Source organism: Trichocoleus sp. FACHB-46 (assembly GCF_014695385.1).
GTDB lineage: Bacteria > Cyanobacteriota > Cyanobacteriia > FACHB-46 > FACHB-46 > Trichocoleus.
Window position 1 is genome coordinate 40,597 of the sequence record NZ_JACJOD010000006.1, and the last position, 22,499, is coordinate 63,095.

General features: G+C 49.0%; 20 protein-coding genes. 10 read left to right on the top strand and 10 right to left on the bottom strand.

Annotation, left to right across the window (positions count from 1 at the left end; all coding sequences use genetic code 11):
- Positions 1-83 precede the first annotated feature (83 nt).
- Together nrtS and H6F72_RS00470 are read left to right on the top strand one after the other, a co-directional pair.
- Positions 84-353, top strand: coding sequence for a nitrate/nitrite transporter NrtS (gene nrtS, locus H6F72_RS00465; protein ID WP_190431071.1), 270 nt, complete (start codon positions 84-86; stop codon positions 351-353).
- Positions 354-434: 81 nt separating this feature from the next.
- Positions 435-1,196, top strand: a complete 762-nt coding sequence (locus H6F72_RS00470) for a methyltransferase domain-containing protein (protein ID WP_190431938.1) — start codon at positions 435-437, stop codon at positions 1,194-1,196.
- Positions 1,197-1,211: 15 nt separating this feature from the next.
- On the opposite strand, the gene H6F72_RS00475 is transcribed toward H6F72_RS00470, so the two are convergent.
- The 4 genes from H6F72_RS00475 to patD form a co-directional block, all read right to left on the bottom strand.
- Positions 1,212-1,418, bottom strand: coding sequence for a hypothetical protein (locus H6F72_RS00475; protein WP_190431072.1), 207 nt, complete (start codon positions 1,416-1,418; stop codon positions 1,212-1,214).
- A 153-nt stretch (positions 1,419-1,571) separates the two neighbouring features.
- Positions 1,572-3,296, bottom strand: a complete 1,725-nt coding sequence (locus H6F72_RS00480; RefSeq protein WP_190431073.1) for an ABC transporter ATP-binding protein — start codon at positions 3,294-3,296, stop codon at positions 1,572-1,574.
- A 196-nt stretch (positions 3,297-3,492) separates the two neighbouring features.
- Entirely contained in the window at positions 3,493-4,086 is a 594-nt protein-coding gene (locus tag H6F72_RS00485; RefSeq protein ID WP_190431074.1) for a zf-TFIIB domain-containing protein, read from the bottom strand.
- Positions 4,087-4,158: 72 nt separating this feature from the next.
- Positions 4,159-4,530, bottom strand: a complete 372-nt coding sequence (gene patD / locus H6F72_RS00490; protein WP_190431075.1) for a heterocyst frequency control protein PatD — start codon at positions 4,528-4,530, stop codon at positions 4,159-4,161.
- Positions 4,531-4,914: 384 nt separating this feature from the next.
- On the opposite strand from patD, the gene H6F72_RS00495 reads away from it, so the two are divergent.
- Positions 4,915-7,164 carry a bifunctional (p)ppGpp synthetase/guanosine-3',5'-bis(diphosphate) 3'-pyrophosphohydrolase gene (locus H6F72_RS00495; RefSeq protein WP_190431076.1) on the top strand — a complete coding sequence of 750 codons (2,250 nt, stop codon included), beginning with the start codon at positions 4,915-4,917 and terminating at the stop codon, positions 7,162-7,164.
- 89 nt (positions 7,165-7,253) lie between these two features.
- Positions 7,254-8,690: a YdiU family protein gene (locus H6F72_RS00500; RefSeq protein ID WP_190431077.1), complete on the top strand. Its 1,437-nt coding sequence runs from the start codon at positions 7,254-7,256 to the stop codon at positions 8,688-8,690.
- Between the two features lie 23 nt (positions 8,691-8,713).
- Here H6F72_RS00500 and H6F72_RS00505 read toward each other — a convergent pair whose 3' ends face one another.
- Both H6F72_RS00505 and H6F72_RS00510 read right to left on the bottom strand, forming a co-directional pair.
- Positions 8,714-9,820 (bottom strand): mechanosensitive ion channel family protein, encoded by a 1,107-nt coding sequence (locus H6F72_RS00505; protein WP_190431078.1) that lies wholly within the window; start codon positions 9,818-9,820, stop codon positions 8,714-8,716.
- Between the two features lie 6 nt (positions 9,821-9,826).
- Positions 9,827-10,921, bottom strand: a complete 1,095-nt coding sequence (locus H6F72_RS00510) for a mechanosensitive ion channel family protein (RefSeq protein WP_190431079.1) — start codon at positions 10,919-10,921, stop codon at positions 9,827-9,829.
- Between the two features lie 54 nt (positions 10,922-10,975).
- On the opposite strand from H6F72_RS00510, the gene H6F72_RS00515 reads away from it, so the two are divergent.
- The 4 genes from H6F72_RS00515 to H6F72_RS00530 all read left to right on the top strand — a co-directional run bounded on the left by H6F72_RS00515 (position 10,976) and on the right by H6F72_RS00530 (position 17,257).
- Positions 10,976-11,587 carry a hypothetical protein gene (locus H6F72_RS00515; protein ID WP_190431080.1) on the top strand — a complete coding sequence of 204 codons (612 nt, stop codon included), beginning with the start codon at positions 10,976-10,978 and terminating at the stop codon, positions 11,585-11,587.
- A gap of 70 nt (positions 11,588-11,657) precedes the next feature.
- The gene (mnmE, locus tag H6F72_RS00520; protein WP_190431081.1) at positions 11,658-13,049 is read left to right on the top strand and encodes a tRNA uridine-5-carboxymethylaminomethyl(34) synthesis GTPase MnmE; all 1,392 of its coding nucleotides are present in this window, start codon (positions 11,658-11,660) and stop codon (positions 13,047-13,049) included.
- A gap of 93 nt (positions 13,050-13,142) precedes the next feature.
- On the top strand, positions 13,143-13,919 hold the full coding sequence (locus tag H6F72_RS00525; protein WP_190431082.1) for a TIGR00297 family protein: 777 nt from the start codon (positions 13,143-13,145) through the stop codon (positions 13,917-13,919).
- Positions 13,920-14,236: 317 nt separating this feature from the next.
- Entirely contained in the window at positions 14,237-17,257 is a 3,021-nt protein-coding gene (locus H6F72_RS00530) for an ELWxxDGT repeat protein (protein ID WP_190431083.1), read from the top strand.
- Between the two features lie 19 nt (positions 17,258-17,276).
- Here H6F72_RS00530 and H6F72_RS00535 read toward each other — a convergent pair whose 3' ends face one another.
- Both H6F72_RS00535 and xth read right to left on the bottom strand, forming a co-directional pair.
- Positions 17,277-18,164, bottom strand: coding sequence for an SDR family oxidoreductase (locus tag H6F72_RS00535; protein WP_190431084.1), 888 nt, complete (start codon positions 18,162-18,164; stop codon positions 17,277-17,279).
- A 70-nt stretch (positions 18,165-18,234) separates the two neighbouring features.
- Positions 18,235-19,041 carry an exodeoxyribonuclease III gene (xth, locus tag H6F72_RS00540; protein ID WP_190431085.1) on the bottom strand — a complete coding sequence of 269 codons (807 nt, stop codon included), beginning with the start codon at positions 19,039-19,041 and terminating at the stop codon, positions 18,235-18,237.
- 232 nt (positions 19,042-19,273) lie between these two features.
- Between xth and H6F72_RS00545 the strand changes: the two genes are divergently transcribed.
- Positions 19,274-20,260, top strand: a complete 987-nt coding sequence (locus H6F72_RS00545; RefSeq protein WP_190431086.1) for a cyclopropane-fatty-acyl-phospholipid synthase family protein — start codon at positions 19,274-19,276, stop codon at positions 20,258-20,260.
- Here H6F72_RS00545 and H6F72_RS00550 read toward each other — a convergent pair.
- Together H6F72_RS00550 and cynS are read right to left on the bottom strand one after the other, a co-directional pair.
- Positions 20,219-21,205, bottom strand: coding sequence for a cation diffusion facilitator family transporter (locus H6F72_RS00550; protein ID WP_190431087.1), 987 nt, complete (start codon positions 21,203-21,205; stop codon positions 20,219-20,221). The genes H6F72_RS00545 and H6F72_RS00550 overlap by 42 nt on opposite strands.
- Positions 21,206-21,309: 104 nt before the next feature.
- Positions 21,310-21,750: a cyanase gene (gene cynS, locus H6F72_RS00555; protein ID WP_190431088.1), complete on the bottom strand. Its 441-nt coding sequence runs from the start codon at positions 21,748-21,750 to the stop codon at positions 21,310-21,312.
- Between the two features lie 455 nt (positions 21,751-22,205).
- Between cynS and H6F72_RS00560 the strand changes: the two genes are divergently transcribed.
- Complete coding sequence (locus tag H6F72_RS00560) at positions 22,206-22,493, top strand: hypothetical protein (RefSeq protein ID WP_190431089.1); 288 nt, start codon at positions 22,206-22,208, stop codon at positions 22,491-22,493.
- The last annotated feature ends 6 nt before the right edge of the window (positions 22,494-22,499 follow it).

A 22,499-nucleotide genomic window follows, 5' to 3' on the forward strand; every position in this document is an offset into this window, starting at 1 on the left:
GCTCAAAATGTTTGCTATTTGTTCCACAGCTTCAATAGGCGAAATAGTTTAACTTGAGCATTAGATGTGATGGCTCATTGGCGATGAAGGGAATCAAAGGCTATCTGGCTAGCTTGTTCGACAAAGAGTTTATTCCCACTGGCCTGAAAACAGCTTTATTCGTTGGCTCTCTCTTGTTTGTGATCAATCACGGTTCTGCGACGCTCCAAGGCAACATGACCCGCGATCGCTGGATTTCTGGAGCCTTGACTTATCTCATGCCTTATCTCGTCAATGTCTACGGGCAACATACCAGCCGCTGTCGAGGGCAGCAAAGTAGGCCCTTGATTGAAGTCAGTACACAGGAGATTTAAACAAGAATTATCTCGGCTCTCCTTTGAATTGATGCCCCCACGAATAAACTGAACCAACAGCAGTTTTGGGGAATGAAGACGATGACAACTCATCAGTGGAACGCTGGCCTATACGATCGCAAACATAGTTTTGTCGCTGAGTATGGTGCGGCATTGCTGGATCTACTCGATCCGCAACCAGGTGACCAGATTCTTGATTTAGGCTGCGGTACAGGCCCACTCACTCAGCAAATCAGCGATCGCGGTGCTGAAGTTCTTGGCATTGATAGCGCCGCCAGCATGATTGCCCAAGCCCAGCAAAACTATCCCAACTTACGCTTTGAAGTCGCTGATGCCACCAACCTACCTTTTATAGAAGAGTTTGATGCCATCTTCTCTAATGCAGTGCTGCACTGGGTCAAGCCACCCGAAGCTGCGATCGCTAGTATGTGGCAAGCACTGAAACCGGGAGGCCGCTTGGTGGTCGAGTTTGGCGGCAAAGGCAATGTGCAAGCGATCGCTTCTGCCTTAGAGCAAGGCTTGAAAGAGAGCGGCCATCCCAACCCCGAAGCCCTTAACCCTTGGTACTTCCCTAGCATTGGCGAATATACAGCCCTATTGGAAAAGCAAGGCTTTGAAGTCTGTTTTGCGGCGTTGTTCGATCGCCCTACGCCCCTCACCGACGCAGACGGCATCCAAAATTGGATCAAGATGTTCGCCCAGTCTTTTCTGCAAGCCGTTCCCACTGAACAACAAGCAACTTTTCTTGCCCGAATTGCTGAGCGCATCCGTCCTCAACTCTACCAAAACGGCATTTGGGTAGCCGATTACCGCCGGATTCGCGCGATCGCCCTCAAGCCTTAAACCTAGCTTCTATCCTTAACCCAGCAAGAGTAAAGCGATTAGAAGAGCAGATGCGATCGCTAGGAATACTGTGCCTGGTCCACCCTCAGATTCTCTCGATTGAGTCAGGTCACGACGATAGTCACAATAGATGCACTGAAATAGGTCGTCCTCGCTGTGAATGCACCGCACCAAGCCTTTCTTGCCACACTTGGGACATGCCAATACTTCCGTTTCGGCCATAGATTTTGCTCCCGATCGCAACGCCCGATTACGATCTATTCCAACTCTGCCTATGTTGCGATCGCAGAGCTTACCTTCAAGCTAGATCACTTTTAAATCACTCGCCTAAATTGCAACGCTTCCTCACAAGTTGCGTTACTGGGTGCCAAGCGATTAGTGTCGAGCTAGTAGCGGAGCCGCCCTCAGTAGCGTTTGAGTGTAGGGGTGCTTCGGATTGTTAAAAATCTCCTTGGTTGAGCCGATTTCTACAATCTTGCCGCCATTCATTACGGCAATGCGATCGCAGAAGAAACGCGCCACCCAGAGATCGTGAGTGATGAAGAGATAGGTGAGTTCAAACTCCTGCTTTAGCTCCCGCATCAGCTCTAATACTTGCGTTTGCACCGTCGCATCCAGCATACTCACAGGCTCATCGCAGATCAGTAGCTTCGGGCGCGTAATTAGGGCACGGGCGATCGCTACCCGTTGTTGTTGGCCTCCAGAGAGATCTGCTGGGTAGCGCTGGTAAAATTCCTCAGCAGGCGTGAGTCCCACCCGCTTCAGCATGTACAAAACCTGCTGCTTCACCTCAGCCGAGTTTGCCAACTGGTGAATCACCAACGGGTCACCAATGCTCTGGCCCACCGTCATCAGGGGGTTAAGGCAGGCACGCGGGTCTTGAAACACCATTTGCATTTGTCGCCGTTGCTGTCGCATGGCCTCCTTAGAGAGGCGAGTCAGGTCTTGCCCCAGAAACTCCACCTTGCCGCTCGTAGGCCGAATCAACTGCAAAATTGTGCGCGACAGCGTACTTTTGCCACAACCCGACTCCCCTACCAAGCCCAGCGTCTCACCTGGGTACAGCTCCAGATTGATCCCATCCACCGCCTTGATCATTTGATCTTCTTTATTGAAGAATCGCGCAATGAAATTTTGCTCCAGTGTGTAGTGCTGCTTCAAATCTTCCACCCGCAGCAACGCTTCTGGGTTAGCCCAAGGATCGGGGATCGCCCCTGATCTTTGGGCTTCATCGCTCGCGGAATCAGAACTCGAAAGATCTGGTAATGGAATCGGTGCATCCGCCGGAACCGCCTGAATATGCAGCGCCGACTCTAATAAAGCTTTGGTATAAGGATGCTGAGGTTTTTCCAGCACCGTAGCAGTCGGCCCTGTTTCTACCATCTTGCCGTCATACATCACCGCAATGCGATCGCAATACTCCCCCACCATGGCCAAATCGTGCGAAATCAGCAGCAGTGCCATCTCTCGCTCCGCACACAGTCGCGTCAGTTCCTGCAAAATCTGCGCCGAAACCGTCACATCCAAACTCGTCGTCGGCTCGTCCGCCACAATCAGCTTTGGATCAAGCAACAGCGCCAACGCGATCGCCACCCGCTGCCGCATCCCCCCACTAAACTCATGCGGGTACTGCGACCAACGACTCGCCGGAATCTTCACCGCCTCCAATGTTGCGATCGCCCGCTCCTTTGCGTCTCGCCGCGACAACTGCGGCCGATGAGCTTGCAGCGTCTCCAGACAATGCTCTCCAATCGTCATCAACGGATCAAGCCGAGTCATCGGATCTTGGAAAATCAGCGCCACCGCCTCACCCCGAAACCGCCGCAACTCTCCTGGAGACAAATCAAACACTGACTGCCCCCGAAACGTCACCCGTCCCTCCACCTGACTGTTAGGAGGCAACAACCGCATCGCCGCCCGCCCCAACGTAGACTTGCCACAACCCGATTCCCCTACCAATCCCATGCGATCGCCCGGTCGCAGCGTAAACGACACATCATCCACCGCCCAATCGATTCCCCCATCAGCCTTCTGTCCCCGACTTGAAGCAGGGTAAGCAACTCGGAGGTTTTCTACAGAGAACAAAGCATCAGAGGGCATAAGAGGAAGGATGAAGGAGGAGGGATGAAGGAGGAAAGGTAGTTAGGAGCCAGGGAGCAGAAGAAATAAAGGTATCGAAACGCTTACACCCAGCTCCGTTTGGAGGGGGCCTGGGGGACGCAACCGTCCCTCAGCGGGGGTTTGAGGGCAAGGGCCCCCAAAGGCTTGGTTTTAGAAAGACTTGGTTCTGGAAAAACTAAGGCCCCTGACTCATAGAAATATTCTTTAACGGCTCCGGCTTATCAAACCGCCGCATTAAATAGGCCACCCCAAAATCCCCATTCGGGTGCGCCTGCAAATATTCCGCCAACTCAAACACCCGCGCCGCCAACTCTGGCCCCAACTTATCAATTGTTGCCTGTTGCTCCGCGATCGCGTACTCCTTCTCTCGAATGCGAGTTTGCCACTCACTAGAAAAAAGCTGCTGAATTACCGTATGCAGCCCCATCTTCTCTAAAACATCCCATTCCCCGTGGTCGCACCAGATCCCGCCACAATCTAAACAGCGCTCCACATAAAAAGGAATTCTCACCCCTACCTTCGCCCGCGATAGGTAGCGACCACACTCCGGGCACAACGCAGCCTTCGTATCAAACGGAGACTGGACAAACTCCACATCCAGCACCTTCGGCAGTGCATCAACCGTTGGCTGAGGTTGATGAGCTTGCCAAGATTCGTACTCCGTCGCTGGAATCCAAGTACCTTGACAATCAGGGCAGCACTTCGCTGCCAACGCAGGAGCCAGCGTACTATCTACCAGCTCTACTCGTCGATCTTTGGGACATTGCACAGGCTAGCCTCTCTCCAGTAGAACTTGCCAATTTAACGATTAGGGTATCAGGTTGGGGAATCAGGGTAAACGTCACTCCTCACCCACCTGCAACAGCACATTGCAGTACCCAATCAGCAAATTCAGGCGATCGCTAATTTGCACCTGCCGCTGCTGAGCGGTACTCGATTGGCGAGCTGCTTGCAAGAACATGACGTCGGTTCCCATCAACTTGAGTTGTTTATTCATTTCAATTTGATAAGACTGTACGCGCTGTTCCACCGTTGTATCAGGATAATTTTCCCAACTGAGCGTTAGAACTTGACGCTGAAAAAACTGCTGGATCTCTTGAAATGCCACGATTAAGGCAGCGGGATCAGGCTTCGCTTGAGTCGCTTTAACTTGAAACTGCTCTAGCGATCGCAGAAATTCTTGATAGATTTGGCGATGAGCCTCTGGCAACATTCGGCGCGTCTTTAGTTAAGATTAGAATAAGAGTTTGTTCCTACTATTAAACCTAAGGTTTGATGCAGCTATGAGGCTGCGACCTTAAGGTTTAAAGGCAAGCTACCAACTTTAATTAAATCAACCTTATATTCGTTAGTATTTTTTAACTCAAATATCATCGTGATTTGGCTTCAGCGAGGCGGGGATCACGGTTTTTCGATTATTTTCCGTGGATTTGCACCGCAAGTCCCCTCTATTGCAACAGCTATCGCATCTCTATACAACCTCTATCACAATAACTAATTGCTTACTGGCTGGGCATGCTTGTATATCTAAACACATTTAGATGCAGTAGAATCAGCCATACTCTACCGCCCCTTATTCTTCCCTCACTTCCACAGCATGAACGTAACGGCAACAGTTCCCACTACCCCCTTTGTCGTTCCTGACTGGCTTCAGGAATGCTTACTCACCCAGCAAAAAGGTTCTGAGGCCAATGCGACTGGTCATTTTGAGGAAACAGACCTCATTTGTCGGGCATTCGAGTTTGCCTATCAGCTGCATGAAGGGCAATACCGCGCCTCCGGGGAACCCTACATCGCTCATCCTGTTGCCGTTTCGGGGTTATTGCGAGACTTGGGGGGCAGCAGCGCCATGATTGCTGCGGGCTTCTTGCATGATGTCGTAGAAGATACCGAAGTGACAGCCGAAGAGATTGAGGAACGCTTTGGCCCAGAGGTGAGACGGTTGGTGGAGGGGGTCACCAAGCTGTCGAAGTTTAATTTCTCTAGCAAGCGAGAACGTCAAGCCGAGAACTTCCGTCGTATGTTTTTGGCAATGGCTCAAGATATTCGGGTGATTGTGGTGAAGCTAGCCGATCGGCTGCACAACATGCGCACCCTAGAGCATCTGCCAGATGCCAAGCGCCGTAGCATTGCCCAGGAAACCAGAGAAATCTTTGCGCCACTCGCCAACCGCTTGGGGATCGGTCGGTTTAAGTGGGAATTGGAAGACTTATCGTTTAAGTATCTAGAGCCAGAAGCTTATCGTGAAATGCAGCAGTTGGTGTCTGAAAAGCGCACCGATCGCGAAGAGCGGCTCAACAAAGTAGCAGAAATCCTGCGCGATCGCCTTCAGCAAATTGGAGTGCAGCATTCAGAGATTAGTGGTCGTCCTAAGCATCTCTATGGCATCTATCAAAAGATGCAGCGGCAGCAAAAAGAATTCCACGAGATTTACGATGTGGCTGCGGTGCGGGTGATTATGCAAAACAACGATGAGTGCTATCGCGCTTTAGCCGTGGTTCACGACTCGTTCCGCCCGATCCCCGGTCGCTTCAAAGACTACATCGGCTTGCCCAAGTCCAACCGCTATCAATCTCTGCATACCAGCGTCATCGGACTGAACGGACGCCCACTAGAAGTCCAGATTCGGACTGTAGAAATGCACCATGTGGCGGAATACGGGATCGCCGCTCACTGGAAATATAAGGAAACAGGGGGCAGTAGTACGCTGCTGACAGCCTCTGATGAAAAGTTCACCTGGCTGCGGCAGTTACTAGAGTGGCAAAGTGACCTCAAGGATGCTCAGGAATATTTAGAGAGCGTCAAAGATAACTTATTTGATGGCGATGTCTACGCCTTTACTCCCAAAGGCGATGTGGTGCCTCTCTGTCCTGGTGCGACCTCGGTTGACTTTGCTTACCGCATTCATACCGAAGTAGGCAATCACTGTGCAGGCGCTAAGGTGAATGGCCGCATCGTCACGCTAGATACGCCATTGCAGAACGGTGATATTGTCGAAATTCTGACCCAGAAGAACTCACACCCCAGCCTCGACTGGCTGAACTTCGTCGTTACCAGTGGAGCCCGCAACCGCATCCGCCAGTGGTACAAGCGATCGCACCGAGATGAGAATCTATTGCGGGGTCGAGAACTGTTAGAAAAAGAATTGGGCAAGAGCGGCTTTGATGCTCTGCTTAAGTCTCAACCCATGCAAGTGACGGCAGAGCGCTGCAACTATCACAGTGTGGAAGATTTGCTAGCAGCTTTGGGGTATGGAGAAGTCACCCTCAGCTTGGTCGTTAACCGTTTACGAGAAACAGTCAAGGCGCAACAACCTGTAGTACCTGTGCCAGAAGTGTTGCCACTGCATACCAGCACTCGGCCTGTCCCTGTCGCCCCCACTAGCAAGTCGCCGATCGCCGGAGTCGAAGGGTTGCTGTATCACTTGGCGGGTTGTTGTAACCCCGTCCCTGGTGAGCGCATTATTGGGGTGGTGACGCGCGGGAGTCATGGCATTTCGATTCATCGTCAAGGTTGCCACAACAGCGACCAAATTCCCGGCGATCGCCTCGTTCCTGTGAGTTGGAACCCGATTGACGAGGAGCGAGCTAGACCTCAGAACTATCCGGTGGATATTCAAATTGATGTGATCGATCGCGTCGGGGTGCTGAAGGATATTCTGTCTCGTCTGACCGACAACAACATCAACGTCCGCAATGCTCAAGTGAAGACCTTCCCCGACCAAACAGCGACGATCAACCTCGGCATTGATATTCGCGACCATGCTCAGCTAGAGCGTACCTTTAGCCAAGTTAAGAAACTGAGTGATGTGCTGAATATTCGTCGCCTGAACCAAATCGAAGATTAAGCCAAGGCGATCGCGCTACTAACCCAGCACACAAGTCAGGTGAATCAGTGGCAGGATGAAGGAGTCCGGACGACTACCTGTGATCTTGCATGACCCCCGCTGCTCGTACCAATCCCTTCCTGGCTCTCAACTACGAACCTGCGTTTGAATCGCTGGGGGAAGACTACTCTGATGTGGTTGCTGCCGCTGCGTTTCCTGCCCAAACTTTGCGGTGGCGCAACGATGACCTCCTGCCCAAAATCGGCCTCGACCCGCAAGCGGTGACAGACGAAGACTTCATTGAGGCGTTTGGGAGATTTGAGGGCCGCCAACCGCTGCTGGCAATGCGTTACCACGGCTATCAGTTTGGCGAATATAATGCCTTTTTGGGGGATGGTCGCGGTTTCCTTTACGGTCAAGTGCGCGGTACTGATGGTGAACTCTACGACTTTGGCACCAAAGGCTCTGGCACTACTCCCTACTCTCGCGGTGGCGACGGCAGATTGACGCTAAAAGGTGGCGTGCGGGAAGTCCTAGCAGCAGAAGCACTCAACTATTTAGGCGTACGGACTTCTCGTTGCTTAAGCATGATTGAAACTGGAGAAAACTTGTGGCGCGGCGACGAACCCTCTCCGACTCGCTCCTCGGTAATGGTGCGCTTTAACCGATCGCATATCCGCTTTGGCACCTTTGAGCGATTGCATTACTTGAAACGCAAAGATCTGATTCAAAAGCTGCTAGACCATGTGATCGAATACTACTATCCTCACTTGCAAGGAAAGAGCGATCGCTATGCCTTGTTCTATGCCGAGCTAGTGCAAAGAGTGGCGGAACTAGCAGCCCAGTGGATGTCGGTGGGATTCTGTCATGCGGTGCTAAACACAGACAATATGTCAATCACCGGAGAGAGCTTCGATTACGGTCCTTATGCCTTTATGGATCGCTACGATCTGCGGTTTACGGCAGCATATTTCGACTATTCTGGGCGCTATTGCTACGGCAACCAACCGGGAATCTGTCAGCTCAATCTAGAGATGCTACAAACACCTTTATCTGCGGTGATGGCGATCGCGGATATGGAAGCGGGCTTAGCGAAGTTTGGTGACTATTACTATGCTGTCTATCGCCAACGCATGCTCAATAAACTCGGCTTCGCTGAGCTACCAGAAGCCGAGACCGATGAACTGATTAAACGGACGCTGCAATTGCTGGAAGTGTGTGAAGTGGGATACCACGCTTTCTTCCGTGAGCTAAAACAACAGTTCAACGCCAGTTGGCGAGAAGATGGCGGCATTCTCAACAACGCTGACTTCGCCACCACAGATGAGCAAAAAACCTGTTTAGACCGTTGGCGGCAACATTATCACACCCTGCTAATCAGCCAGCCTATTGAGGAAATGGAGCACATCGCCCAAAGGCTCAACCGACATAACCCCACCACACCGTTGATCCGCCCCGAAATTGAAGCGATTTGGGCACCAATCACCGAGGAAGACAACTGGCAACCATTCTATGATTTGCTAGCAAAGATTCGTAGTGGAAATTAAGGGCGATCGCGCTTCAATCAACGCTATATGGTGATGGGAGATTCAATATAAATTGTGGGTTCTTGTAGTACAAACTCAATACCGAAGTTTCTCAGTTGTTGAGAAATCTTAGTATTGGCAACCTCTAGCAATCGCTTCCTGAGTTGCAGGGAGTTTTCACTAGAACCCAAGATAAAAAATGTGACTCTGGCTTGCGTCGCTTGAGGTGGAGCTTGTTGAGTAAAAGTAATATTGGTACTGCCTGGGTCAATCCCAAACACTGAATCTGTACTTTCGATAATTACTTGTTGTACTAAAGCTTGCTCTCGATCTTGCAGATTATTTAGGAAGTCTAGATAGAGCAAGACCATGATTTTCTTGCCCCTGGTAATATTTTCAATCTCTAGGTTAGCCAGTGTTGAATTTGGCACAATAAACAGCGTACTTTTAGCCGCAGTACGAATTTTGGTTGAGCGCAAACCAATGGATTCGACTCGACCAAATAAGCCGCTAGGTAAACGAATGTAGTCACCGGGTTCAAAGGGGCGATCGAGATACAACACCACAGTACTTAGCAATTGCTCCAGGGTTTTTTGGGCAGCAAAAGCGATCGCCAACCCCCCTAAACCTAAGCTTGCCATTAAGCCAATTAAGTTAAACTGCTGACTCTGAGCAAAAGCAAAGACAGCAATAAATCCAATTAAGACATTGGCTAACGTTTCTACCACCAGCAACAGCTCATCGACTTCTCGCCCCACTTTCCGCACTAAATCAATGCCATAGGTGCGAACAAATTGCCGAAATAACCTAGAAGCAAGCCAAGCTAAACTTATAACGACTGCTAGATCAATAAACGGCTTAATAAAGCCATAAAACGCAGGATAGACTCGAATCCAAGCTAGAGACCAGGAAATTAAAACGAATGTGCCAGCAACCTTGAAAATTGGTTTGATTGGTTCAATTAAATGATCGTAAATTTCCGCAACTTGCTCTGGCGAAAACCGTCGAATTACTAACTTGACAATTTCAGGAGTGTAGCGGCCAACTAGTAAAGAGAGCAGCAAAAATAATAAGAAAACGGTTGCTCTTTGCAATATTGCTCTGGCAACATCAACTTGCAGGAAGCTAGAAACTGAATTAGCAATGTTCATCTAGATTTAGATGGTGATGGGAGCATCCACATAAATGGTTGGCTCTTCAATATCAAATGTAATGCCGTAGGATTTTAGTTTTTCTGTAATGGTTTGATTGGCAATGTCAAGAAGTTGCCGCCGCAGCGTCATCGAAACTTCTTCTGAGCCCAAAATAAAGAAGGTAACTTGAGCTTGCGATCGCGCTTGTCCTAAAGCATCGGTGAAATCCTTAAATGTGACAATCGTGTTTTGGGTATCAATGCCAAAAATATCATCTGTACTATCAATAATGATTTGCTGAACTAAAGCTCGGTCAGCGATCGCAATGACTTGATAGAAATTCAAGTAAACCAAAGCCATCACTTTCTTGCCACCTGTGTAATTCTCAATCGTTAACTGTGTTAGAGAGCTATTAGGTACAATCACCAGCGTTCCTTTGCCAGATGTGCGAATTTTAGTTGAGCGTAAACCAATTGATTCTACCCGTCCAAATACGCCATCTGGTAAGCCAATATAGTCATCTACGACAAAGGGGCGATCGAGATATAAAACAATTCCTCCTAAGAGTTGTTCTAGTGTTTTCTGGGCGGCAAAAGCCACCGATAAACCGCCAATGCCCAAGCTAGCAATTAAGCCAACGATGTTGATGCGGTGCGTTTGGGCAAAGAGTACGATCGCGATGATGACAATGCCAACGTTCGCCAGCAATTGCATCAAAATTAGGAATTCACTATTTGACTTCCGCCCGCTTTTAATAACTGCTTCTAAAATATAAAACTCAAAGAATTGCTTGAATAAACGAGAGACAAACCAACTTGCAGTAATGGTTAAACCGAGGCTGACGGGCACTTCAACAAACGCTTGCCCTCGTTTCTCCGGAATCAGCAGGGCCAGAAGTTCTACCAACCCCAAAATCGCCACTACCCATCCGAGTTCCTGGTGTGGCCCCACAACTTTTTGGTAAAACTCTTTCACAGGCGGCGAAGCAAAGCGATCGAGCATCCAGTTAACCCAGGCAGGAATCCGACGACTGCCAAACACTAGTAGCAGCCCCACCAATGCGAGCAAACTTAACTCAATTCCGGTGCCAGTGCCCAAAGCATCCAACATTGAATCCATCCTCTTGGTGTTCTTATCTTAGAAGAACCCTGAACTTCTAGCTGCGATCAGACAATGTCTCACTTCCTTGCTCTTGTTTTAATACCACCTGATGCCACTGCCATTGAAACTGAAGTAGCAAAACTCCTCAAGCCTTATTACAGTGAGCTGACTGTTGCACCCTACAAAGAGTATTTGAATCAGGTCGCCGTCGCACGTGAGGTGGAGCGATTGCAACAACTTCCAAAGCAAGCGATTGCAAAGTTAGCAGAAGATTGGGAAGTCGCTCAGGATGATTTAGAGGCGATGGCTAAGTATGAGTTGGACTGGTTTGAAGATGAAATAGCAGGTGTGGATGAAAAAGGCTCTTACAGACTCACAACCATTAATCCTTTAGGAAAGTGGGATTCGTATCGGTTTATTCAGGAAGAATCTAGAGAGTCAGGGGCACCTCTGCCTTATCCTTGCCTGGTAAGTACTTTACCGCCAGTAGTTCCCTATGCTCTTGTAACTCCTGATGGTCAGTGGCATGAAATTGGCATGGATGCAGGAATAAAAGCATTTGCTAGACAGCTACGCGGAGAGATAATACCGAGTCAAGACGAAACAGCATGGGACTTGGAAGTTGAGAGGCTGCTTCAGCAATATCCCAATTACTTAGCGATCGCGCTGGATTGCCATTGTTAAATAACTTCTATGATGAATAGGCTAGCTAGTCGTCTCAGCCAGAAATAGAGCCTTCAGTTACGGAGCAGTTATGTCTAGGGGAGTCACACAGGGAAAAACGATCGCGGCGATCGCCACCGCCATTGTGCCACAACAAGGAAGCGTTGGCATTGTGCGTATGTCTGGAGCTGAAGCAGTCGCGATCGCCAAAACCCTATTTCATGCTCCTGGGCAGCAGACTTGGCAGAGCCACCAAATTCTCTATGGCTATGTGCGCCATCCCGCAACCCAGCAAGTAGTAGACGAAGCCTTACTACTACTAATGCTGACTCCCCGTTCCTACACCCGTGAAGACGTGGTCGAATTTCACTGTCACGGTGGCATCATGGCGGTGCAGCAGGTTTTGCAGCTTTGCCTAGAACAGGGAGCACAACTGGCCCAACCAGGAGAATTTACCCTCCGAGCTTTCCTGAATGGCCGACTCGACCTTACCCAAGCCGAAAGCATTGCCGATTTAGTGGGAGCGCGATCGCCTCAAGCCGCCCAAACCGCTCTCGCAGGATTGCAAGGCAAACTCGCCTATCCCATTCGCCAACTCCGAACCACTTGTTTAGACATCTTGGCCGAAATTGAAGCCCGGATTGACTTTGAAGAAGACCTCCCACCCTTGAATGAGCCCGAAATTCAAGCCCAACTGCATCAAGTGGTGGCTGAAGTGACTCAGATTCTGGCCACTGCCGAACAAGGAGAACTGCTGCGGTCTGGCCTCAAAGTGGCGATCGTCGGTCGTCCCAATGTCGGCAAATCCAGCTTGCTCAATGCTTGGAGCCGTAGCGATCGCGCCATCGTCACCGATCTTCCTGGCACCACTCGTGATGTGGTCGAATCTCAGCTAGTAGTCGGTGGTATCCCCGTGCAAGTGTTGGATACCGCAGGAATCCGCGATACCGAGGATCAAGTAGAAAAAATTGGTGTAGAGCGATCGCGATCGGCAGCTCAAGCCGCTGATTTGGTGCTGTTCACATTTGATGCTCAAGTGGGCTGGACCGAGGCTGACCAAACCATCTATGACCAAGTGCAACACCGACCGTTGATTTTAGTCATCAACAAAATCGACTTAGTCACCACTCAACCGCTAGAATCCATTACTTATCCTGAAAACATCCGGCGAGTCGTTACCACAGCCGCCGCCCAGAATCAAGGAATCTCTGATCTGGAGCAAGCCATCCTCGCCACCGTCCAAACCGAAAATCTGCAAGCTGCCAATTTGGATCTAGCCATTAACCAACGCCAAGCCGCCGCCCTCACTCGTGCCAAAGCTGCCCTCCAGCAAGTTCATGGGACGATGAGCGATCGCCTCCCCCTCGATTTCTGGACAATTGATCTGCGCGGAGCCATTCAAGCCTTGGGAGAAATCACAGGCGAAGAAGTCACCGAATCTGTACTCGATCGCATCTTTAGCCGCTTTTGTATTGGTAAATAACCCCAGGAGCAATCTTCAAAAAATTCAAAGCAGAGGTGCAAGCTCAATAATTTTTGCTTGAATGACTACATCCCCATTAATGCAACCTGAGATATGCCTGCTGAACTCGCGTCCTTCAATCCCTGGCTAATTGCTCTAGCTCTTAACTCTGTTCTAGCAGCGATCGCCTGGTTCTCCCCCAAGAAACTTCTCACCCCAGCAGGTCTACTCCATGCTTGGTTCTTGGGTGTTCTAATTTGGGGAACATTGGGTTGGCAGGGATATGTAGTCGTGATGTTCTATTTCCTAGTTGGCTCTGCTGTAACTCGGATTGGCATGGCTCAAAAGGAAGCAGAAGGAATTGCTGAAAAGCGTTCTGGAGCAAGAGGTCCAGAGAATGTTTGGGGTTCTGCATTAGTAGGTGCTTTATGTGCGCTAGGAGCGTTTGTCATTCCTCTGCTAAACCCTGATAACAGCGCTCGTCTCTTTATCCCTCTCTTAATCCTCGGTTATGTAGCTAGCTTTAGCACCAAACTCTCGGATACCTCTGCCAGCGAAGTAGGAAAAGCCTACGGTAAGCGCACTTTCCTGATTACAACTCTGCAAGCCGTACCGCGTGGAACTGAAGGCGCTGTCAGTTTAGAAGGTACTTTAGCGGGCATCTTAGCTTCTGCCGCGATCGCCCTTGTCGGATGGGGCGTGGGTTTAATTAGTTTGTTAGGTGTTGCTTTGTGCATTATTGCAGCCTTCATTGCCACTAATCTAGAAAGTGTGATCGGGGCTACACTGCAATCTAAATATGATTGGCTCACCAACGAAGTGGTGAATATCTTGAATACCTTGATTGGGGCAGTTGCAGCAATTTCACTAGCTTGGTTAATTTCTCCTTAGATCCTTGCAGAAATAGAGACTGAGGCGATCGCATTCCTGAAGCGATATCATTAGTGCTGACCAAAAAAACAAGATTTATATCTGAGAACGAGTAATACCTAAAAGGCATTAAAATCTTTGAGGCTTCCGTAAAATCTCTGTGAATCTTTGTAGTTTCACTAGTCTCAGTTGAAAGCGAAAGCTATACCTAAACTGAGCCATATCAGCCCTCAATTTTTTGCTCATAAAGCCTAGTTGCGCTCTATTCTACCTGAGTGAGGGACCTAGAGCTTACTGCTAGTGTTGCAGATTGTCGTTATTTGCAAGGAAGATAATTTATGCCTGCCCAGCTGTTCGATGCTAGTTTTTATCGTGCCTTTAATTCTGATTTGGCTGGACTTACAGATGAGCAGGCATCTTCTCACTTCCTTACCTATGGCTTGAGTGAAGGTCGCATCTTCTCTCCCTTTGTCAACCTCCAATTCTATCAAGCTCGTAATCCTGATTTGGCAGCAGCAGGTCTAACTAGCAATCAGCAGCTCTTCCAGCACCTGCAAGATTTTGGTGTTGCAGAAGGTCGAGCGTTTTCTCCCTTCTTAGATCTTGACTTTTATCTCGCCAATAACCCCGATGTCAACCAAGCTTTTGCAGGAAGTCGCGAACAAGCATTCCAGCATCTACAGACCTATGGCTTGAGCGAAGCCCGCATTTTCTCTCCCTTTGTAGACCTCAACTTTTATCTCGCCAATAATCCAGATGTAGCTGCCTTCTATGGCAATAACCGATTTGGAGTATTGCAGCACTTACAGATGTATGGGTTGAATGAAGGCCGAGCGTTTTCTCCGTTTGTAGATCTCAACTTTTACTTAGCGAATAACCCAGATGTGAATCAAGCCTTTGCAGGCGATCGCCACTTGGCTTTACAGCACTTGCAAACTTATGGCTTGAATGAAAGCCGAAAGTTCACTCCCTTCTTTGACCTCAACTACTATAAGGCGAACAACCCAGACTTGATTGATGCTGGACTGAACAATACTCAGTTGCTACAGCACTTTCAGATGTACGGATTGCGGGAGAACCGAGTTTTTGCGCCAGCCTTTGACTTGAACTACTATCGCTCCCTCAATCCAGATTTAGTGGCGGCTGGGCTTAATGAACGAGGCATATATGAGCACTTCCAGCGACATGGTTTAGCAGAGGGCCGACTGGCTTCTCCTAACTTTAATGTTCAAGTTTATCTGGCTAATAATTCAGATTTAATTGCAGAAGGTTTCAATAACCAGCAAGCCTACGAGCACTACCTAACGTTTGGTCAAGGAGAAGGTCGTCCAGGCAGTGACTATGTAGGTGACTCTCTAGCTAGTGCTCGGTTAGTCGGATTGAGTGCTACTCCAAATAGCATCACGGATTTTGTAGGTGCTTCAGACACGGCAGATTGGTATCAGTTCACGCTTGATAGAGCAGGGGAATGGCGGCGATCGCTCAATGTGCAGAATGGTAAAGTGACGTTACAACTTGCCCAAGATAGCAACAACAATGGCGCGATCGAACAAGGCGAAATTCTTCAAACTTTAACTGCTACCTCGGCTACAACTCTTGCAGACACTGGCGGCATCCTGGAATCAGGCAACTACTATGTGCAAATTGCGCCTGCTAATTCTGAAACAAACACAAATTATTCCTTGAGTCTTGCAGTTAATCCTTCGCCTCTGTTGGCCAATAATACTGGACTCACTCTCAAAACAGGCTCGATGAGAGTGATTGATAGTAATCAATTACGAGTAGTAGATGCTGATACGAATGCAACTCAGTTGATTTACACGCTCAAAGATGTGCCTCTTAATGGCAGTTTGCAGTTAAATGGTTTAGCCATAAGCGTGAATCAAACCTTTACCCAAGATGACATTAATCAAGGTCGAGTCAGTTATCAGAACAATGGAGGAACTATAACCAGCGACTATTTTGGCTTTACGGTAACTGATGGGACAACTACCCTCGATAGCAACTTTAACTTTTCTCTAGGTCGTAACCTGCCCAGCCTGTTAAAGGATATCAATCCCGGAGCAGGTAGTTCTGAGATCTATGATCTCACTAATGTTAATGGCACGCTTTATTTTCGGGCAAATGATGGTGTTCATGGCAGCGAGTTGTGGAAGAGCAATGGCACGCCTGAAGGCACAGTTTTAGTCACAGATCTTAATCCAGGGGCATCATCCTCTAGCCCTATTTTCCTCACTAGTTTCAATGACAAGCTTTACTTTGCTGCTGCCATCAACAATGGCACAAGTTTCAGATCTGGTCTTTGGAGCAGCGATGGTACAGCAGAGGGTACAACACTTGTCAAAGAACTATTCATTGTCAATCACATGGATTCTCCACCTGAGAGTTTGCTAAACGTCAATGGTATTCTCTACTTCAGTGTTTATGATGAAGTTACAGGTCATGAGTTGTGGAGAAGTGATGGTACGGCTGAGGGGACCGTCTTAGTCAAAGATATTGCTACAGGAAGTGGAGGCTCTCGTCCTTATGGTTTGACCAACGTTAATGGCACGATCTACTTTATGGCAGACGATGGCATTCGTGGGAGAGAGTTGTGGAAAAGCGATGGCACGGTTGAAGGCACTGTCTTAGTGAAAGATATTAATCCAGGGTCATCATCCTCTGATCCTATATTTCTCATAAATGTTGATGGCACTCTTTTGTTTTATGGTACTGACGGTATTCGTGGGAAAGAACTGTGGAAGAGCGATGGCACAGCTGAAGGCACTGTCTTAGTGAAAGATATTAATCCTAATTCTTTCTTTGGTTCTTCGCCCAATTTCTCAGGCTATGTCATTAACAACACTCTATACTTTTCTGCTAACGATATTACTCACGGCTTAGAACTGTGGAAGAGTGATGGCACAGCTGAAGGCACTGTCTTAGTGAAAGATATTAGTCCTGGTGCTAGTAGTTCCTCTCCTTTACCTGGCTATGTCATTAACGACACGCTTTACTTTGCAGCCAGGGATGGTAGCAATGAGCTTGGGCTTTGGAAAACAGATGGTACTTTAGCAGGCACAACTCTCATCAAGGATATTGACCTTTGGTTTCAGGGCCCGTTTGGTAGTGAGGCCAATCTGGTGAATATTGATGACACCCTATATTTCACAGGTGATGGTGGTTCTAATGGTATTGAATTATGGCAAACAGATGGTACTCCAGAAGGAACATCAATGGTTGCAGACATCTCGGTTGGTTCTGGGAGCTCGTACCCAACTTATCTAACTAACATTAATGGAACACTGTATTTTACAGCCAATGATGGCGTACATGGAGCTGAGCTCTGGATGATCGAGCCCAGTGTGGTAGCTGGATAGGGATTAGGTTCGCGATCGCCTAAACACTCAAATATCGCCGCAGGAAGGTTTCGAGGGATTCCATTTTGATGTGGAAGGTAGATTCCAATCGCTCTATCTCCTTGGAAGTGCAGAAAAACTCATTAGCAAGGAGAGTTCGGAGAGTGCCCAAAGCCTTTTGGGTTCTGGAGTTAACTATACCAACTGCGGTTCTCACACTGTCGAATAGGAATAAGGGAGGGTTCACCACAATGGGATCGCGATCAAAGATGCGGCCAAAGATGGCAGGGATATCTGATCGCTTTAATATTTCGGGTCCACCCACCGCAAAGATTTGATTGTGAGCAGCTTCGTTAAAAACAGCATCAACGCTAATTCTGGCGAGGTCGTCGGTGCTGACGATGGAGGAACGATTGTGAGGATCGCCAATCAAGAGATAGATTCCGGTGTTGCTAAACTGCTCGGCGAGAGGCAGCAAGTTAGACGAAAACCCAGAGGGCCGCAGGATGGTGTAGCTGAGGCCGCTGTTTTGTAGATAGCGCTCCACCGCAAACTTGGCTTTGAAGGTGGGAGAGTCTTCATAACCGCGATCGCCTCCTAGCACCGAAATAAAGACGAAGTGCTGCACCCCATTCGCTTTGGCGGCATCAATTAAGTCAATATTGGCGCGGTAGTCCAGCGTTTGGGCATCACCATCACTAGAGCCAGTAGCGCCGTGAGCGCTAATGACGTATTGCACACCCTGGCAAGCCTTTTGGATATCGCGTTCTTGTCGCAAATCGCCAATAAAGATCTCTGCGCCACGATGTTCTAGTTCGGCATAGCGGGAGGTTAGCCGCACAAACGCTCGTACCGTTTTTTCTTGCTCACACAGCGTGTGGACAATTTTGCGACCTAGCCCTCCGGTGGCTCCAGTGACTAAAAACATAGGGGTACTCAACTGGAAGGTGAACTATCTGATGCAGTGTAGCAAGTTCAGTTGAAGAGTTTGCAACTATCTAAAGTGCGACCTCCAGTTCGACAGTTACAGGTGCATGGTCGCTAGGTTTCTCTAATTGGCGGGGGGCAACGTCGATGGTGCAAGCGATCGCGCGTTCGTACAAGGCGGGAGTTAAGTAGTGATGGTCGATCCGCCAACCACTATTGCGTTGAAACGAGCCAGAGCGGTAGTCCCACCAACTAAAGTGCCCCCCATCCTCAGTAAATTTGCGAAACACATCAGCAAAGCCCAGCTCTAGAACTGTTTGCAAAGCGGCGCGCTCGTGATCCGAGGCCATAATGTGTTTTTCACGGCCCTTGGGGTTATGGATGTCTCGGTCTTCTAGAGCAATGTTGAAGTCGCCACAAACTAAAATTTTGGGTTGGCTGCTGTCTTTAAGGCATAAAGCTGCAAGATACTCGCGGAGAACCTGGAGCCAACGCAGTTTATAGACATACTTTTCGCTGCCCACTTCGGAGCCGTTGGGGACGTATAAATTGACGATGCGAATGCCATCTAAAACCCCTGTAATCACTCGTTTTTGGGCATCAAGTTCACCTACTAAGCTTTCGCCTAAAATTGGGGTGAATCCAGCGGTGATATCTTCTAAGGGAGTGCGGCTGATTAGGGCAACGCCGTTGTAAGACTTTTGCCCAGAAATGTAGAGGTGGTAGCCTAAATCGGTGAAGGGCGATCGCGGAAAGTCAGCATCTATAACTTTGGTTTCTTGCACACACAACACATCAACCGGATTGGCTTGCAACCAGTTGAGGACATGCTCTAGACGGGTGCGAATGGAGTTGACGTTCCAGGTGGCAATCTTCATGCAGGCTCAGCGATCGGGTCTTTAATTTTAGGGTGTTTCAGTCTCCCTTGGGGAGTATGCCACGGGCTAGATGCCTTGACTAGTTCAGCTTGGTGAAATGCGAGATCAGTTTGAGCAGAGATAATAGGGGAGAACCTTAAACTTTGATTCCCTCTCGTTATGGAGAATGCAGAGTAGGGTGGTATGGCGCGTTAATAATGGCTGTGACCCTTGTGAGTTAGGAGGCGAGTAAATGGAAATTCAGCGCCGGATGGCTGTGGCAGCTAAGGGCATCGTTTTAGGTATCGCGATCGCGCTCTTGGCCAGTTCTACTCAGTCTTTCGTCTCAAACTCCCCCGTCTCAGCTTCTAGTCCGGCGGTTTTGTCTGCGTCTGTTCCAGTGGCTGAGGCTCCTGCCGTTACCCCAGCTTCTAGCGTATCTCCTGGTGCCCCAGCCGTGGAGAAGGAGGTGCCTTATGTGGTGACGCCGAATGAAGTCGTGGCTGAGATGCTCAAAGTGGCGAGAGTTACAGATCGTGATCAGCTCTATGACTTAGGCTCCGGTGACGGGCGGATTGTCTTGACCGCAGCTCAGAAGTACGGCACTCGTGGGGTTGGAGTAGAACTCGACCCGAAGCTGATTCAAGAGAGTAATGCCAGCGCTCAAAAGGCGGGTTTGGGCGATCGCGTCAAGTTTTTGCAGCAGGATTTGTTTCAAACCAACCTCCGCGATGCCACCGTAGTAACTCTCTACTTGTTGCCTGCCGTTAACCTTAAATTGCAGCCTAAGCTCTTGAATGAACTTAAACCGGGGTCGCGAGTGGTTTCTCATGCCTTTGATCTGGGCGACTGGAAACCCGATAAAACCTTAACGGTGAAAGTGCCTAAAACCGGCCGCATTCACGCGGTTTACTATTGGGTGGTGCCAGCGCAGGTAGCAGGCAATTGGCAAGGAACGCTAGCTACCCCGTTGGGAAGACAGCCAGTCAATCTGCTATTGCGCCAGCAATTTCAGCAAGTAACTGGTGTAGCGACAGCCGGAAATGCCACGTTGGCCATTAGCAATGCCAAATTGACAGGCAATCAAATTAGCTTCACCACTAACAAAAAAGTGCAAGGTCAAGCGGCAACGATTCAGTTTACAGGGCGGGTAGAGGGCAACACACTGAAAGGAATTGCCACGGTCCAAGGGGCGGGTTTACTGACTGGGAAGTACAATTTGGTTGCTCAGCGTCGGTGACAGTTGCGTCGCGATCGCGGGCTGCGAAGGAGCGAGGATCATTTGCACTATGACCTCCTGAATACCGAATTCTTGCTGCATTTGCGTTTGAATTTGCTGCAACAAGCGATCGCGGGCTAGCCCATCTCTCAAGTTCACTTGTAATTGCACACACAGCACTTCTTGTCCCAGAGCGACCGTCCAAAGCTTCAGAGCGTCAATGCTAACCACCGCTTCGTGCTGCATGAAAGTTGCTGCGAGGGTTGGGAGATCAATCTGCTGAGGGGTGCGTTCTAGCAGAATATTCAAACTTTGCTGAATCAGCGGAATGGCTCCAGTGGCAATAAATCCAGCCACAAGTAAGCTAATCGCACCATCGGCCCAGAGCCAGTGCAGCTTGCCGACTGCGATCGCTGCCAAGATGACGCCCACAGAACTAATGGCATCGGCCACCATGTGCAAAAAGGCTCCCCGCAGGTTCAAGTCGTGGTGACTGTCGTGATGCAAGAACCAGGCATTTAAGCTATTCACGCCTAAACCCACCACAGCCGTGATCAGCATGGGCAAGCTGAGGATTTCAGTCGGGGGAGATTGTAGACGGGCGATCGCTTCCCATCCGACCCAGCAGGCGATCGCGACTAAACTCAACCCATTGGCTAAAGCCGCTAAAATCTCCACCCGACGGTAGCCAAAAGGAGCTTGTTCAGAAGCAGGTAGACGAGCAATCCAGGTGGCTAACAGTGCTAAAGCGAGTGATAGCGTATCGGAGAACAAATGCCCTGAATCAGCCAGCAATGCCAAACTATGGCTGCGATGACTCACGACTAACTCCGCTAGCGAAAAACAACCCGTCAGGATGAGCGCTATCCACAGTAAGCGCAGCTTCTGAATCGGGGTGCTGCCTGGGTCTAGAGAGGCAGTGGGGAGGGAGTGGTCGCAATGCGAGGAGTGATGATGGTGAAGCATTAATTGAGGAAACAGGGAGCCTTAAAGCGATCTACTCTAGAGTAGATGCAATTTCTCTGATGCAAGCTCCCCATATAATCACAATTTTCCCGAAAACTGCCGATCTACCACTTTTTGTAAGGCAAGAATTTCCCAGACATCGTGAGTTTGACGCGATCGCCCTTCGGGTCTGTTTCCTTCTCTACATCCATCGTGAAGTCGATCGCACTCATGATGCCGTCTCCAAATTTCTCCTGAATCACTTCTTTCAACGGCATGCCATAGACCTGCATAATCTCGTAGAAGCGATAAATTAGCGGATCGGTTGGTACTACTGGCCCTAGGCCTTTGAGGGGATATTCAGTCAGCTCAGATGCTACGTCTGGCCCTAATCCTAAAGCCTCCACTAATTTACTAGCTTCATCCTCAGAAGCACTCGCTTGGCGATAAAACAAGGCGGCAATCCAGACTTCATCGCGTCCCAGAATTTTTTCTAAATCTGTAAAACTCAATCCTTGAATTTGCTTCGCAGCTAGTAGTTTCTGGGTAATTGCTGGAATCGTCATGAAAAATTCACTCAATATTCATCGATTCCACTAGTAACTAAAACTACACTACGTAGTTGTAACTAAAGTTACGGGTACATCCAGTTTGGTGTTAACGTCACCTCAGGAACATTTACCGCTTAAGCCAAGTCTAATGATTCTAGCTTCAGAGATAACTCTAAAGGAGGATGCTCTGGTATCCCAAGAATCAGTATTTTTCACTCACAGTTTGAGTGTTGCGCGGCGGGAGCGGCATTTTCATACCTGATGGTAATCTAGATAGTCGCTCTCATCACTGACCTGCATTGAGTAGAGACTACTGAAGAGAACTGGGATTGTAAGCAACAGGGGGCCAATTGAACATGACTACCGGATCGAGGTCATTTCCACAATCCTTATCTCCTTCTAGAGCAAGTGTTCCATCTACCCATAGGACTGTACAGGCAAGCTATCCCTTGTCTGGGTCTGGTTCTAGTATGTCTAGTTTGGCCCCTCAACGGAGTGACTTTGACAAAAACAAAACTCACTTTATTGCTACCTATCGGGACTGGCCGATTTGGCTAGTGCATGTGCGGATCAAACGCCAAACGGGCTTTGGCCAAAAATATCCTGTGTTGCAGTGGCAGCATCCCGCTGATCAAGGACAGGGAGGTCTACGCTACACCTATCAGATTCGCCCCCGGGAAAGTTTGAATCAAGCTTTAGAGATTGTGCGAATTTTGATTGACCAAACCATCGCGATCGCCCAACAACACGAATCCTAGTTAACC

Bases quoted from the DNA above. Each gene is read 5' to 3' on its own strand.
- H6F72_RS00530 (WP_190431083.1), top strand. From the start codon at position 14,237: ATGCCTGCCCAGCTGTTCGATGCTAGTTTTTATCGTGCCTTTAATTCT.
- H6F72_RS00480 (WP_190431073.1), bottom strand. From the start codon at position 3,296: ATGCCCTCTGATGCTTTGTTCTCTGTAGAAAACCTCCGAGTTGCTTAC.
- xth (WP_190431085.1), bottom strand. From the start codon at position 19,041: ATGAAGATTGCCACCTGGAACGTCAACTCCATTCGCACCCGTCTAGAG.
- H6F72_RS00495 (WP_190431076.1), top strand. From the start codon at position 4,915: ATGAACGTAACGGCAACAGTTCCCACTACCCCCTTTGTCGTTCCTGAC.
- cynS (WP_190431088.1), bottom strand. From the start codon at position 21,750: ATGACGATTCCAGCAATTACCCAGAAACTACTAGCTGCGAAGCAAATT.
- H6F72_RS00560 (WP_190431089.1), top strand. From the start codon at position 22,206: ATGTCTAGTTTGGCCCCTCAACGGAGTGACTTTGACAAAAACAAAACT.
- H6F72_RS00545 (WP_190431086.1), top strand. From the start codon at position 19,274: ATGGAAATTCAGCGCCGGATGGCTGTGGCAGCTAAGGGCATCGTTTTA.
- H6F72_RS00505 (WP_190431078.1), bottom strand. From the start codon at position 9,820: ATGAACATTGCTAATTCAGTTTCTAGCTTCCTGCAAGTTGATGTTGCC.
- nrtS (WP_190431071.1), top strand. From the start codon at position 84: ATGAAGGGAATCAAAGGCTATCTGGCTAGCTTGTTCGACAAAGAGTTT.
- H6F72_RS00500 (WP_190431077.1), top strand. From the start codon at position 7,254: ATGACCCCCGCTGCTCGTACCAATCCCTTCCTGGCTCTCAACTACGAA.
- H6F72_RS00525 (WP_190431082.1), top strand. From the start codon at position 13,143: ATGCCTGCTGAACTCGCGTCCTTCAATCCCTGGCTAATTGCTCTAGCT.
- H6F72_RS00470 (WP_190431938.1), top strand. From the start codon at position 435: ATGACAACTCATCAGTGGAACGCTGGCCTATACGATCGCAAACATAGT.
- H6F72_RS00550 (WP_190431087.1), bottom strand. From the start codon at position 21,205: ATGCTTCACCATCATCACTCCTCGCATTGCGACCACTCCCTCCCCACT.
- mnmE (WP_190431081.1), top strand. From the start codon at position 11,658: ATGTCTAGGGGAGTCACACAGGGAAAAACGATCGCGGCGATCGCCACC.
- H6F72_RS00475 (WP_190431072.1), bottom strand. From the start codon at position 1,418: ATGGCCGAAACGGAAGTATTGGCATGTCCCAAGTGTGGCAAGAAAGGC.
- patD (WP_190431075.1), bottom strand. From the start codon at position 4,530: ATGTTGCCAGAGGCTCATCGCCAAATCTATCAAGAATTTCTGCGATCG.
- H6F72_RS00535 (WP_190431084.1), bottom strand. From the start codon at position 18,164: ATGTTTTTAGTCACTGGAGCCACCGGAGGGCTAGGTCGCAAAATTGTC.
- H6F72_RS00510 (WP_190431079.1), bottom strand. From the start codon at position 10,921: ATGGATTCAATGTTGGATGCTTTGGGCACTGGCACCGGAATTGAGTTA.
- H6F72_RS00515 (WP_190431080.1), top strand. From the start codon at position 10,976: ATGTCTCACTTCCTTGCTCTTGTTTTAATACCACCTGATGCCACTGCC.